Source organism: Bradyrhizobium uaiense (assembly GCF_010811875.1).
Taxonomy (GTDB): Bacteria; Pseudomonadota; Alphaproteobacteria; order Rhizobiales; family Xanthobacteraceae; genus Bradyrhizobium; species Bradyrhizobium uaiense.
This window is the reverse complement of sequence record NZ_VKHP01000254.1, coordinates 1-12,871: the sequence shown is the minus strand read 5'-3', so window position 1 is coordinate 12,871 and position 12,871 is coordinate 1. Positions and strand designations below refer to the sequence as shown.

General features: G+C 65.0%; 10 protein-coding genes. 6 read left to right on the top strand and 4 right to left on the bottom strand.

Translation table 11 applies throughout. The features are described from left to right. Nucleotides 1-209: 209 nt before the first annotated feature. Together FNJ47_RS38545 and FNJ47_RS38540 are read right to left on the bottom strand one after the other, a co-directional pair. Entirely contained in the window at nt 210-1,166 is a 957-nt protein-coding gene (locus FNJ47_RS38545; protein WP_163161061.1) for an amino acid ABC transporter substrate-binding protein, read from the bottom strand. A 12-nt stretch (nt 1,167-1,178) separates the two neighbouring features. After that, on the bottom strand, nt 1,179-2,468 hold the full coding sequence (locus FNJ47_RS38540; protein ID WP_163161060.1) for a dicarboxylate/amino acid:cation symporter: 1,290 nt from the start codon (nt 2,466-2,468) through the stop codon (nt 1,179-1,181). Nucleotides 2,469-2,682: 214 nt separating this feature from the next. Between FNJ47_RS38540 and FNJ47_RS38535 the strand changes: the two genes are divergently transcribed. After that, on the top strand, nt 2,683-3,684 hold the full coding sequence (locus FNJ47_RS38535; RefSeq protein ID WP_163161059.1) for an NADP-dependent oxidoreductase: 1,002 nt from the start codon (nt 2,683-2,685) through the stop codon (nt 3,682-3,684). A 165-nt stretch (nt 3,685-3,849) separates the two neighbouring features. Here the strand turns inward: FNJ47_RS38535 and FNJ47_RS38530 are convergent, their stop codons facing one another. Together FNJ47_RS38530 and FNJ47_RS38525 are read right to left on the bottom strand one after the other, a co-directional pair. Then, nucleotides 3,850-7,020 (bottom strand): efflux RND transporter permease subunit, encoded by a 3,171-nt coding sequence (locus tag FNJ47_RS38530; protein WP_163161058.1) that lies wholly within the window; start codon nt 7,018-7,020, stop codon nt 3,850-3,852. Between the two features lie 12 nt (nt 7,021-7,032). Further along, a complete protein-coding gene (locus FNJ47_RS38525) occupies nt 7,033-8,190 on the bottom strand; it encodes an efflux RND transporter periplasmic adaptor subunit (protein WP_347341768.1) in 1,158 nt (385 codons plus the stop codon). 250 nt (nt 8,191-8,440) lie between these two features. Here FNJ47_RS38525 and FNJ47_RS38520 point away from each other — a divergent pair, with 250 nt between their 5' ends. From FNJ47_RS38520 to FNJ47_RS38500, 5 genes are all read left to right on the top strand, one after another. Continuing rightward, nucleotides 8,441-9,223 carry a cysteine rich repeat-containing protein gene (locus tag FNJ47_RS38520; RefSeq protein ID WP_163161056.1) on the top strand — a complete coding sequence of 261 codons (783 nt, stop codon included), beginning with the start codon at nt 8,441-8,443 and terminating at the stop codon, nt 9,221-9,223. A gap of 39 nt (nt 9,224-9,262) precedes the next feature. Continuing rightward, on the top strand, nt 9,263-9,484 hold the full coding sequence (locus FNJ47_RS38515; RefSeq protein ID WP_163161055.1) for a cysteine rich repeat-containing protein: 222 nt from the start codon (nt 9,263-9,265) through the stop codon (nt 9,482-9,484). A 111-nt stretch (nt 9,485-9,595) separates the two neighbouring features. After that, nucleotides 9,596-9,808: a hypothetical protein gene (locus tag FNJ47_RS38510; protein WP_163161054.1), complete on the top strand. Its 213-nt coding sequence runs from the start codon at nt 9,596-9,598 to the stop codon at nt 9,806-9,808. A gap of 116 nt (nt 9,809-9,924) precedes the next feature. Next, nucleotides 9,925-11,055, top strand: coding sequence for an FAD-dependent monooxygenase (locus tag FNJ47_RS38505; protein WP_163161053.1), 1,131 nt, complete (start codon nt 9,925-9,927; stop codon nt 11,053-11,055). After that, nucleotides 11,052-12,662, top strand: a complete 1,611-nt coding sequence (locus tag FNJ47_RS38500; protein ID WP_165446056.1) for a benzoate-CoA ligase family protein — start codon at nt 11,052-11,054, stop codon at nt 12,660-12,662. Before FNJ47_RS38505 ends, FNJ47_RS38500 begins: the two co-directional genes overlap by 4 nt. The last annotated feature ends 209 nt before the right edge of the window (nt 12,663-12,871 follow it).

The window sequence follows — 12,871 nt, the reverse complement described above, 5'->3', positions numbered from 1 at the left end:
TTTCGGCCGCGGCGTGCTGCTCCGGCTGAAATGCCACCTCCCTGACTAGCCGCTAATCAAGGTCCCCCCTCCGGTCTCCTGCCCGTGGTTCCATGGGCAGGGATTCTGCGTCCGCCGGGGTCTGGATGTTTCGCCTCGGCATTGGCGGTGAACGCAGCCGCGGCGGATTTTCGACCTCTCCCACTCGGGGAGAGGTCGAAATGCGAAGGCTAGTTCGCGCCGCCCGCCGAATCGTCGAGCGCCTTGAAGGCTTCTTCGAGCTGTGGTGACAGCGCGACGTTGAGCTTCTCGCCGGTCGGCAGGCGGGCGACGAACCATTTGTTGTAGAGCGGGATGATGTCGCGGTTCGAGGCGAGCTTGCGGAACGCGCGCTCGACCACGTCCTTCATCTGCGGCTCGCCCTTGCGGTACATGATGCCGTAAGGATCGTAGGACAGATAGTCGCCGGTGACGCGGAATTTGTCCTGCGACTTGTGCCGCGCGATCAGGCCGTAGAGCAGGATGTCGTCGGTCGCGAACGCGTCCGCCTTGCCGTCCACCAGCATCTGGTAGGACTGCTCATGATCGCCCGCGGTGACGATGTTGAGGCCGAGCTGTTGCTTGGCGTCGACATTGTGCATCGCCTGCTCGTTGGTGGTGCCCTTGGTCACCACCACCGTCTTACCCTTCAGGTCGGCAACCTGGTTGACGCCTGAGGCTTTCGGCACCATCAGCTTGGTACCGGCCACGAACATCAGCGGCGAAAACGCGACCAGCCTGCCGCGCTCCGAATTCGCCGTGGTCGATCCGCATTCGAGGTCGATCTTCTTGTCGACGACCGCCGGAATGCGGTCGTCGGAGGTGACCTTGACGTAGTCGATCTTGAGATTGGCGTCGTCGACCTCGGCCCCGATCTCGTCGACGATCGCGTCGCACAGCTCGAGGCTGTAGCCGATCGGCCGGTTGGAGTGATCGAGGAACGAGAACGGCGGCGAACTCTCGCGATAGCCGATCCGCACCGTGTGCGTGGCCTTGATGTTGGCGAGCGTGGGGCTGAGCCCCTCGCCCGCCGGCTGTGCCAGGGCTGGTCCGGCGAGCAGGCTTGCCGCCAGCAGGCACGCTGACAGCAGGCGTGTCGACAGCAGAGGCACCTCAGCCCGTATCGGCCTCCAGCGGGCGCGATGCATGCATCCCTCCCGTCAATGGCCGGCCATCACGGCGCCGGGCACCGCGTCCTGCGGCACCGCGTCGTCGGGCCCGAGCTCGTGCTCGGCCTTCAGCTCGCCCTCCCACTTGGCGACCACGGCAGTCGCCAGCGAGTTGCCGATCACGTTGGTGGCGCTGCGGCCCATGTCGAGGAAGGTGTCGATACCCATGATCATCAGCAGGCCGGCCTCGGGGATGCCGAACTGCGACAGCGTCGAGGCGATCACCACCAGCGACGCGCGCGGCACGCCGGCGACGCCCTTCGAGGTGATCATCAGGGTGGCCAGCATCGCGAGCTGCGTGCCGAGCGACATCTCGATGTGGTAGGTCTGCGCGATGAAGATGCTCGCGAAGGTGCAGTACATCATCGTGCCGTCGAGGTTGAACGAATAGCCGAGCGGCAGCACGAAGGCCGAGATTCGCGAGGAGGCGCCGAACCTGTTCAACCCCTCCAGCGTCTTCGGGTAGGCCGCCTCCGACGAGGCGGTCGAGAACGCGATCATCAGCGGCTCGCGGATCAGCCGCAGCAGATGGCTGTAACGCGGCCCGATCACGACGAAGCCGACCGCGACCAGGATGCCCCACAGGATCAGCAGCGACAGGTAGAAGCCGCCCATGAAGACGATCAGCTTCCAGAGCACGCCGAGCCCGTTCTTCGAAACGGTCGCCATGATCGCGGCCCACACCGCGATTGGGGCGAACAACATCACATAGCTGGTGACCTTGAGCATGATGTGCGCAAGGTCGTCGATCAGGCTCATGATCGGCTTGGCCCGCTCAGGCATGGCGCCGAGCGCCACCGCGAAGAACACCGCGAACACCACGATCTGCAGGATCTCGTTCTGCGCCATCGCATCCGCAATCGAGGTCGGGATCAAATGGGTCAGGAACTTTTCGATCGAGAAGGCCGAGACCGGCAGGCCGGTCGACTGCGCCTTGTCGGGCAGCGTGCCGGGGAAGTTGGCGCCGGGCTGCAGCAGATTGACCATCACGAGGCCGAGCAGCAGCGAGACGAAGGAGGCGGAGACGAACCAGCCCATGGTCTTGGCGAAGATGCGCCCGAGCTTGGCGCCGCTTCCCATATGGGCAATGCCGCCGACGAGGGTTGCGAAGACGAGGGGCGCGATGATCATCTTGATCAGGCGCAGGAACAGCATCGCGATCAGGTTGACGTCGGCTGCGATCTCGGCGCGGCTGTCAGGCATATAGTTGAAGACGATCGTCCCCATCGCGATGCCAAGGACCATCGCAAGCAGGATGTACTGCGTAAACCTGTTCGACATTCTCTTACCCCCGTAAGTTCCCGACGAGCGGCAAGTGTGGCAGATTTACGCAGCTACGCAACACGCTTCGCGTTGGGCGGGACTTTGCCGAAACGTTCCCGTTGTGGAATGCCAGCGCGCAGACTAGCGTTCATGCAGCGCACAATCTGTGCAATGAACTGCGCACGCGGCAGCCAACTGCATTCGAAACGACCAACGCAAGGGGGAGACATCCATGAACGACACCGTCAATCGCCAGATCCTGCTTGTTGAAAAGCCGACCGGCAAGCTTGGCCCCGAGCATTTCCGCCTGACCAAGGGGGCGGTCCCCGCGCCGAAGGACGGCGAGGCGCTGGTGCGGACGCGCTACATCTCGCTCGACGCCGCCAACCGCGCCTGGATGCACGGCGCCACCTACCGCGCTGCGGTCGAAGCCAATACCGTGATGGCCGGCGGCAGCATCGCCGAAGTGGTGTCCTCGAATGACCCCGGCCTGAAGCCGGGCGACATCGTGTTCGGCGACACCGGCTGGCAGGACTATGCCGCGGTGCCCGCCAAGCACCTGGCGAAGATGCCGAAGCTCGAGCCGATGACGCACCTGCTCAGCGTCTACGGCGTTGCCGGCCTGACCGCCTATTTCGGCCTGCTCCATGTCGGCAAGCCGAAGGAGGGCGAGACCGTGGTGGTGTCGGCGGCCGCCGGCTCGGTCGGCTCGATCGTCGGCCAGATCGCCAAGATCAAGGGCTGCCGGGTGGTCGGCATCGCCGGCGGCGCGGACAAATGCCACTGGCTGACCTCGGAGCTCGGCTTCGACGCCGCGGTCGATTACAAGGACGGCGCCACCTACAAGGCACTGCGCGCGGCGGCCCCCAAGGGCATCGACGTCTATTTCGACAATGTCGGCGGCGACATCCTGGAGGCCTGCCTGGCGCAGATGAACAACCGCGGCCGGATCGCCTGCTGCGGCGCGATCTCGCAATATGACGGCGTGCCCTCGGCGCACGGCCCGCGCGGCGTGCCCGGCCTGATCGTGGTGAAACGGCTGATCATGCAGGGCTTCATCGTAATGGACTACATGGACCAGCGCGATGCCGCGCTCGCCGACCTGCAATCCTGGGTCTCCTCGGGCAAACTCAAGGTGCAGGAGGACGTCATCGACGGGATCGAGAACACGCCGCAGGCGCTGATCGGCCTGCTCGCCGGCGAGAACCGCGGCAAGCGCATGGTGAAGGTGTAAGAGCGAAAGCTCTCAGTTCCGTCATGCTGAGGTGCGCGCTCTTGCGCGCCTCGAAGCATGCACGGCCCAGATACCGCGGCGCGGAGACGGTCGGGCCGTCGACCCTTCGAGACGGCCGCTTCGCGGCCTCCTCAGGGTGACGGGGATTGAGTTTGGTGCGCGGAGCTAATGCACCGTGCCAGGCGCTTCCGCTGCCGGCTGCGGCGCGGCGGTCTTGTCCTTCTTCGCCTTGCGCCGGTTCTCGAAGCTCTGGACCACGACGAAGAACGCCGGCACGAACAGCACGGCGAGGCAGGTCGAGGCGATCATTCCGGAAAACACCGTGATGCCGATCGACTTGCGGGCGTTGGCGCCGGCGCCGGTCGCCAGCACCAGCGGCAGCACGCCGAGGATGAAGGCAAACGACGTCATCAGGATCGGCCGGAATCTCGCGCGCGCCGCGTCGATCGCCGACTCCAGCACCGGCTTGCCGTCGCGGATGTGATGCTCGAGCGCGACCTCGACGATCAGGATCGCGTTCTTGGCCGACAGCGCAATCAGCAGGATGGTGCCGATCTGGGTGTAGAGATTGTTCTCGATCCGAAGCGACGTCAGAACCAGCATGGGTCCGAGCAGCGACAGCGGCACCGCCAGGATCACCGAGATCGGCGCGTACCAGCTCTCATATTGTCCGGCGAGCACGAGGTAGACCAGCAACAGCGCCAGCGCGAACACGAAGTAGATCTGGCTGCCGACCTCCTTCTCCTGGTACGACATCGCCGTCCATTCAAACCCGGTGCCCGGCGGCAGCGTCTTGGCGGCGATCTCCTCCATCAGCGTCATCGACTGGCCGGAGCTGTAGCCCTGCGACGGCAGGCCGATGATGGTTGCGGACGGATAGAGATTATAGAGACTGATCAGCGACGGCCCGACCGACGGCGTGATCTTGGCCACGGTGCCGAGCGGGACCATGTCGCCATTGCTGTTGCGCACCATCATGTTCTCGATGTCGCGCAGCGTCAGGCGGTATTGCGCATCGGCCTGGGTGTAGACCTGGAAGGTGCGGCCGAACTTGGTGAACTGGTTGACGTAGCTCGCACCGAGATAGGACGACAGCGTCGAGAAGATCTGGTCAGTGGTGACGTGCAGCGTCTCGGTCTTGACGCGGTCGACCTGGACGTCGAACTGCGGCACCATCGAGCGGAACGACGACTGCACCCGCTGCAGCGCACTTTGCGTCTGCGCATTGCTGACGACGGCGCCGGTGACCGCCTGCAGCTTGCCGTAATCGGCGTTGCCGTCACGGAGCTGCACCTGCATGGCAAAGCCGGCGGCGTTGCCGATGCCCTGGATCGGCGGCGGCGGGATCACCAGGATGCGCGCCTCCGGGATCACCGCCAGCCTGTCGTTGAGGCCATAAACCAGCGAGCGCAGATCCTCGCCGGGGCCGCGCGAACCCCAATCCTTCAGGATCACATAGGCAACGCCGGCATTGGCTAGGCTCGACGAGTTGTCGAGCGCGGAGATGCCGGCGATGGCGACCACCTGCTCGACACCCGGCGTCTTGCGCGCGATCTCGGTGACCTGATCGAGCACCCGCTGGGTGCGATCGATCGCGGCGCCGTCGGGCAGCTGCACGGCGGCCAGCAGATAGCCCTGGTCCTCGATCGGAATGAAGCCGGTCGGCACCCGTGACAGCCCGTAGCCGGCAATCCCGATCAGGATCAGGGCGACGAGGACCGAGGTCTTGGCATGGCCGGCCATGCCGCCGACCAGCCGCGTATAGCCGCGCTCCACCCGGTCATAGACGGCGTTGAAGCCGCGGTAGAAGAAATTGCGTTGCTCCGCTGGCACCGGCGGCCGCAGCCACAGCGCGCATTGCGTCGGCTTCAAGGTCGCGGCATTGACGGCGCTGAGCAACGCGGTCGCCGCGATCACCAGGGCGAATTGCGCGTACATCCGGCCGGTCAGCCCCGGCAGGAAGGCCGCCGGCAGGAACACCGAGATCAGCACCAGCGTGATGCCGACGATCGGCGCGAACAATTCGTCCATCGCCTTGATCGCGGCGTCGTGGCCGGACATGCCGCGCTCGATATTGTGCGCGGCGCCTTCGACCACCACGATGGCGTCGTCGACCACGATGCCGATAGCCAGCACGATCGCAAACAGTGTCGACAGGTTGATGGTGAAGCCGAGCGCGGCCATCGCCGCAAACGCGCCGATGATGGTGACCGGCACCGTGGTCGCGGGCACCAGCATCGCCCGCCAGTCCTGCAGGAACACCAGGATCACGACCAGCACCAGCAGGCCGGCCTCGATCAGGGTCTTGTAGACCTCCTCGATCGAGGCGTTGACGAACTTCGTGGTGTCGAACGGGGTGTCGTATTGGATGTCCTGCGGGAACTGCCTGGCGAGCTGCGCCACCTTCTTCTGCACTTCCTTCTCGACCTGCAGCGCGTTGGCGCCGGGCGACAGGAACACGCCGATGCCGGTGGCCGGCTTCTGGTTGAGCGAGAACACCTGGCTGTAGGTCTGCGCGCCGAGCTCGACCGAGCCGAGATCGCGGATGCGGATGACGTCGCCGACATTGCCGGTCTTGACGATGATGTTCTCGAACTGGCTCGCGTCGTCGAGCCGGCCGTTGACGTTCAGCGTGTACTGGAACGCCTGCCCCTGCGGGGCGGGCGGCGCGCCGACCTGGCCCGCGGTGACCTGCTGGCTCTGCTGCTGGATCGCCTGGATGACGTCCTGCGGCATCAACCCGCGCGCCTGCAGCTTGTTCGGATCGAGCCACACCCGCATCGAATATTGTCCCGCACCGAACACGGTGACGTTGCCGACGCCCGGCAGACGCGACAGCTCGTCGCGGATGTTGATGGTGGCATAGTTCGACAGGAACAGGCTGTCATAAGTCTTGTTCGGCGAGGTCAGCGTCACGAACAGCAGGATCGAGGTCGATCGCTTCTGCACCGTGACGCCCTGGTTCTGCACCGCGGTCGGCAGCTGCGACAGCGCCGAGGAGACGCGGTTCTGCACCAGCACCTGCGCAAAGTTGAGGTCGGTGCCGATCTTGAAGGTCACCGTCAGCGTGTAGGTGCCGTCGGCGCCGCTGTAGGACTGCATGTACAGCATGTCCTCGACGCCGTTGACCTGCTGCTCGATCGGCAGCGCCACGGTGTCGATCACGGTCTTTGCCGACGCGCCGGGATAGCGCGTCGTCACCTGGACGGTCGGCGGCACCACATCGGGATATTGCGCGACCGCGAGATTGAACAGCGCGACGCCGCCGATCAGGATCATCAGGATCGCGATGACGTTGGAAAGGACCGGCCGCTCGATGAAGAATTTCGAGATCATGGCGCGTGCGTCCTATTTGGCCGATGCCGGCGTCGCGTCGGCCTTCTGCATCTGCGGATCGACCTTCTGCCCCGGAATCGCGCGCAGCAGCCCGGCGGTCACGATACGGTCATCGGCCTTCAGTCCGCTCTCGATGACGCGCAGCCCGTCGTCGAGCTGACCGGTCGTCACCTTGCGCTGCTCGACCACGTTCTCGGCATTGACGACCAGCACGTAGCGGCCGGACTGGTCACTGCCGATCGCGACGTCAGGCACCAGCAGCGCGTTGTCCTGCTTGGTGAAGGGCACGCGAACGCGAACGTAGAAGCCGGGCAGCAGCACGCGATCGGGATTGGGTATCAAGCCGCGAACCGCCAGTGTTCCGGTCGACTGGTTGAGCGTCGGAGACGCGTAATCGAGATTGCCTTTGTGCGGATAGCCGGTCTCGGTCTGCAGGCCGACCTCGACCGGTAATGACTTGAGATCGTTCGCGGTCATGCCGCGCTTGCGCGCTTCGTCGCGCACCCGCTGCACGTCCTGTTCGTTGACGTTGAAGTTCACATAGATCGGGTCGAGCTGCACGATGGTGGCAAGCTGGGTGGGCGAGGCCACGCCGACCAGTTCGCCGATCGACACCAGATGGGTGCTGACGATGCCGTCGAACGGCGCCGCCACGTTGGTGTAGCCGTAATTGACCGCGGCGATCCTGGTGTTGACCTGGGCCTGTTGTAGATTGGCCTGGGCGTTGTCTCGCGTCGAGGTCGAGTTTTCCAGTGTCGCCTGCGAGACCGCCTGGCGCTGCACCAGATCCTGCTGGCGCTTGAAATCGGACTCGGCCTGCTTCAGCGTCGCCTGCGCGCCGACTTCGGCAGCCTGCGCCTGCTCCAGCTTCAGCTTGTAGGTCTCCGGCTCGATCGTGAACAGCGTGGTCCCCTGCTTCACGAAGGAGCCATCTTGATAGTCGATCGACTGAAGGAAGCCCTGCACGCGCGCGACCAGATCGACGGTCTTGATCGGCGCGGTGTTTCCGGTGGCATCCAGATAACGTGTGACGGCGCGCTGCACCGGCGGCGCAACTTCGACCTTGGGCGGCGGCGGCGCAACAAAACTGTTTTGCTCGCAGGCACTTAAACTGACGAAGGCCGATATGACCAAAGCCGCGCGTGCCGGTCTCGCATCTCGCAGCCGCACAAAATCGCTCTGACTGAAATGTGCCGATGCGTACGCATGCCTCATTTCCGAGCCTCGATTCAAATGACCTAATTCAAAAACGTCGCTGCGGGCAAAAAAATCCGCATGCTGCATCCATAGCAACAATCCGCTTGCAGCGGAACTCGAAAGCGAAAATGATGGCGCTCGCCGAGGTTATTTGAGCAAGACATTTTCAAAACTCCGTTCAGTTGAGCTGGATGCTTCCGGCGCAACGAGAGGATTTATTCAGATGATCGATGCGTCGACACGTGCAACGAAGCTGTCCGCATGGCTTGCGCTTGCGGCAATCATGAGCGCCGCGCCGGCCTTGTCGCAGGCGCCGAGCCAGGCGCAGCGCGACGCCATCAAGTCGCAATGCCGCAACGACTACATCGCACACTGCTCAAGCGTTCCGCCGGGCGGCGAAGCGTCACTGCAATGCTTGCAGAAGAACATGGCAAGCCTCGCACCGGGCTGCGCCGGCGCAGTGAAGGCCGTGGAAGCGCCGGCCGCTGCGCCCGCGGCAGCCAAGACCGACGCAGCTCCGGCCGCGACGACGGCCAAGCCCGCCGCGGAGGCCGCGGCACCGAAGGCCGCCGGGGCGCCGTCCAGCGCGCAGATTTCCGCGATCCGCAGCGCGTGCCGCTCCGATTATCCCAAGGTCTGCGCGGGTGTGCCGACCGGCGGCGCACCGGCACTGCAGTGCCTCGAAAAGAACAAGGCGAAGCTGTCGCCGGCCTGCGAGAAGGCGGTGGCCGCTGCCGGCGGCGGCGGTGGCGCCGCACCGGCCGCGGGCGCTGCCACGACGGCTGCACCCGCCGCAGCACCGGCGGCGCCAGCCGTGATCGTGTTGCGGCCGCTGCGGCCGCGCGAAGAACTGTTCGTGCTGCGCTCGGCCTGCGGCGCCGATGTCCGCTCGATCTGCGGCGGTGTCCAACCAGGCGGCGGGCGGATCGTGCAATGCCTGGCGACCAATGCCGGTTCGCTCTCGCCGGGATGCCGCGACGTGCTGGCGCCGTTCGCGGCGCGGTGAGCTTGTTGCCAAGCGACTGACCGGAAGAAGGAGCGAACAATGCTGCGTGTTGTCCTGACCACCGCGCTGCTCTGCGGCTCGACCGCCGTCTACGCCCAGGAGCTAACCAACGCACAACGCGACGCGTGCATGGGCGATTACCAGAAGTTCTGCAAAAGCGTGACGCCCGGGGGCGGGCGCATCATCGCCTGCCTCGCCAAGGAAAGCGACAAGCTGACGCCCGCCTGCAAGAAAGTGCTGGCTGAAGCGGAAAAGAATTAAAAAGCGCGGGCGTGAGACGACATGTGCCCGGCGCTTTGCCGGGTACGAAGCCGTAGCACCTTGTTGTCACCGACAGGCCAACCTGTACCTCAGCCCGGGAAAGGGAATCTCATGCGTTCGATGTTGCTGATCGCCACAGCCCTGCTGTCCTTTGCCGCGACCATGACCTTTGAGTCCTCCGATGCCAATGCGGTGGTTTGCGCCCGCGGCGTCTATCGCGCCGGATGCGCCGGCTATCGCGGCGCGGTCGTCGTGCGAAGGCCGCCCGTCGCCGGCTGCCGCTGGGTATGGGTCGGCGGGGTCAAGGTCCGCCGCTGCTACTGAGCTTTTCGGCGCCAGCAGGATAGACGCGCGCGCGCATTTTCCCTCTGGCGTTCCCGCCGGAGGGCTATTAGTCTGGACCCAAATTGTAAGTACACTGTCAATCTGGGAGGCAGACGTTGCGGATCGCCGTGATCGGCGGAGGGCCCGGCGGGCTCTATTTCGCCTATCTCTGGAAGAAGCGTCATCCTGACGCCGAGATCGACCTGTTCGAGCAGAACGCGGCCGGCGCCACCTGGGGCTTCGGCGTGGTGTTCTCCGAGCAGGCGCTGGACTTCCTGCGCGCCGACGACACCGAGACAGTCGATGCCATCGCGCCCGGGATGGAGAGCTGGAAGAACATCACCCTCAATCTGCGCGGCGAGAGCGTCGAGATCGACGGTGTCGGGTTCTCCTCGATCGGCCGGCTCAAGCTGCTGACGATCCTGCAGGAGCGCGTGCGCAGCGCCGGCGTCACGCCGCACTTCGACACCGTGGTGCAGTCCCTCGATCAACTCAGCGGTTACGATCTAATCGTCGCCGCCGACGGGCTGAACTCGATGGTCCGGCGTGGCTTCGAGGCTGCCTTCGGCGCGTCGGTCTCGCATTCCTCCAACAAATTCGCCTGGTACGGCACCACGAAACCCTTCGCCACGCTGTCGCAGACCTTCGTGGCGACCGAGCGCGGCAGCTTCAACGCCCATCACTATCGGTATGCGAAGGACATGAGCACCTTCCTGGTCGAATGCGACGCCGCGACCTGGGAAGCTTACGGCTTCGCCGACAAGAGCATCGAGCAATCGCAGGCGATCTGCGAACAGGTATTTGCCGCGACGCTGGACGGCCACCGGCTGATCTCGAACAAATCGGTGTGGCGCAATTTTCCGTGGATCTGGAACGAGCGCTGGTCCCACGGCAACATGGTGCTGATCGGCGACGCCTTGCATTCCGCGCATTTCTCGATCGGCTCGGGCACGCGGCTGGCGATCGAGGACGCGATTGCGCTGACCAAGGCACTGGAGAGCGAGGGCGGCATCGCCGCCGCGCTTCAACGTTATGAGAGCGAGCGCAAGCCGATCGTGAAGAAGCTCGTCACCGCGGCGCGGACCAGCGCCGACTGGTACGAGCATTTCCCGGTGCACATGAAGCTCGACCTGATGGACTTCGCCTACAGCTACATCACCCGCTCCGGCCGGATCGACGACGCGCGGCTGCGCGCGATGTCGCCCGGGTTCATGGCCCGCTACGAAACCGCAAAGGGACAATCATGACCGGGATCACCGACCAGGTTCCGCAGGACAACCCCGGTGCGCGCGAGATCGGCTTTACGATCCCCGAACGCTATAATGTGAGCCGCATCCTGTTCGACAATCTCGGCAACGGAAACGCCGAACGCCTGGCGCTGACCGGCCCGGCCGGCACGCGGACCTATCGCGAACTCTGCGCCGACGCGGCGCGCTGGGGCCACGCCTTCCTGTCGCTCGGACTGAAACGCGGCGACCGCATCCTGCTGTTCCTCGACGACACCCCGGCCTACCCCGCGGCATTCTTCGGCGCGGTGCGGGCAGGCTTCGTGCCGCTGCTCATCAACACGCTGACGACACCGGAGCTGCTCCAATTCTATCTGTCCGACGCCGGCGCGCAGGTCGCGGTCACCGATGCCGAATTCTGCACGCGTTTCAATGCGGAGGCCTGCAAGGACACGCCGCTGCGCACGCTGGTCGTGGTGAACGGCATCGCAGGCGATCACGCCGTGGCCGGGACACGCAACGCCGGCGAATGGCTGGATAGCTTTCCGACCGAGCTGGACGCGGCCGACACCCACCGCAACGAGATGGCGTTCTGGATGTATTCGTCGGGCTCGACCGGCCGCCCCAAGGGCATCGTGCATCTGCAGCACGACATGGCCTATAGCGAGCGCGCCTTCGCACGCAGCGTGCTGAAGCTCAAGCCCGGCGACATCTGCTTCTCGGTGCCGAAGATCTTCTTCGCCTACGGTTTCGGCAATTCGATCACGTTTCCCTTCTCTGTCGGTGCGGCCACGCTGCTGCTGCCGGGCCAGCCGAAGCCGGCCGCGATCTTCGCGGCGATCGGACAGTACCGGCCGACCGTGTTCTTCGGCCTGCCGACGCTCTATATCTCGCTGACCAAGGCCGAGGGCGCGGACGCTGCCGATTTCTCCTCGCTGCGGATGGCGGTCTCGGCAGCCGAGGTGCTGTCGGCCGAGGTCTTCAACGGCTGGAAGCAGCTCACCGGGCTCGAGATCATCGAGGGCCTCGGGTCGACCGAGGTGCTGCACGTCTATCTCAGCAACCGCGCGGAGCAGAAGAAGCTCGGCGCCGCGGGCCTACGCGTCCCCGGCTACGAGATCATGCTGCGCGACAGCGACGGCCGCGAGGTCGGCGACAATGAGGAAGGCATCCTGTGGGTGCGCGGCGATTCCGCCACCCCGCTCTACTGGAACCGACCGGACAAGACCGCCGAGACCGTGCGCGAGGACGGCTGGATCTACACCGGCGACCGCTTCATGCGCGACAGCGACGGTTTCCATTTCTTCCGCGGCCGCGCCGACGATCTGATCAAGATCTCCGGCCAGTGGGTCTACCCGCTGGAAGTCGAACTCTGCCTCGCCGATCACCCCGACGTCCGCGAATGCGCCGTCTACGCCGCCGAATTGCCGGACCGACGCATGACGCTGCGGGCCGTGGTGGTGATGAACAAGGCCGGCTTCGACAGCGACGAGGCGACGCGGCGGCTGCAGGACTACGTCAAGACGAAGCTGCTGCCTTATAAATATCCGCGCGAGGTGAAATTCATCGACGAGCTGCCCAAGACCGGTACGGGGAAGATCGATCGCCAGGCGGTGATGCGGATGTGAGTGGTGCTGTGGAGATAGCGCACCGCGTTGCTGTTGCCTGATCTCAATCTCGACATCCAGCCCGGGGCTCACCCCTCTCCCCAACCCTCCCCCGCAAGGGGGGAGGGAGCCCGAGCAGCGTACTCACCTCACGTACACACTCATCTTGCTCTCTCGTCGTCGCGGAGATCGTAGGGATCACTGACGTAAGGAGGGCACGGGTGGAGGGG

What these genes read in the sequence shown, in the direction of transcription:
- FNJ47_RS38500 (WP_165446056.1), top strand. Translation starts at nt 11,052, where the DNA reads ATGACCGGGATCACCGACCAGGTTCCGCAGGACAACCCCGGTGCGCGC.
- FNJ47_RS38510 (WP_163161054.1), top strand. Translation starts at nt 9,596, where the DNA reads ATGCGTTCGATGTTGCTGATCGCCACAGCCCTGCTGTCCTTTGCCGCG.
- FNJ47_RS38530 (WP_163161058.1), bottom strand. Translation starts at nt 7,020, where the DNA reads ATGATCTCGAAATTCTTCATCGAGCGGCCGGTCCTTTCCAACGTCATC.
- FNJ47_RS38535 (WP_163161059.1), top strand. Translation starts at nt 2,683, where the DNA reads ATGAACGACACCGTCAATCGCCAGATCCTGCTTGTTGAAAAGCCGACC.
- FNJ47_RS38545 (WP_163161061.1), bottom strand. Translation starts at nt 1,166, where the DNA reads ATGCATCGCGCCCGCTGGAGGCCGATACGGGCTGAGGTGCCTCTGCTG.
- FNJ47_RS38540 (WP_163161060.1), bottom strand. Translation starts at nt 2,468, where the DNA reads ATGTCGAACAGGTTTACGCAGTACATCCTGCTTGCGATGGTCCTTGGC.
- FNJ47_RS38520 (WP_163161056.1), top strand. Translation starts at nt 8,441, where the DNA reads ATGATCGATGCGTCGACACGTGCAACGAAGCTGTCCGCATGGCTTGCG.
- FNJ47_RS38515 (WP_163161055.1), top strand. Translation starts at nt 9,263, where the DNA reads ATGCTGCGTGTTGTCCTGACCACCGCGCTGCTCTGCGGCTCGACCGCC.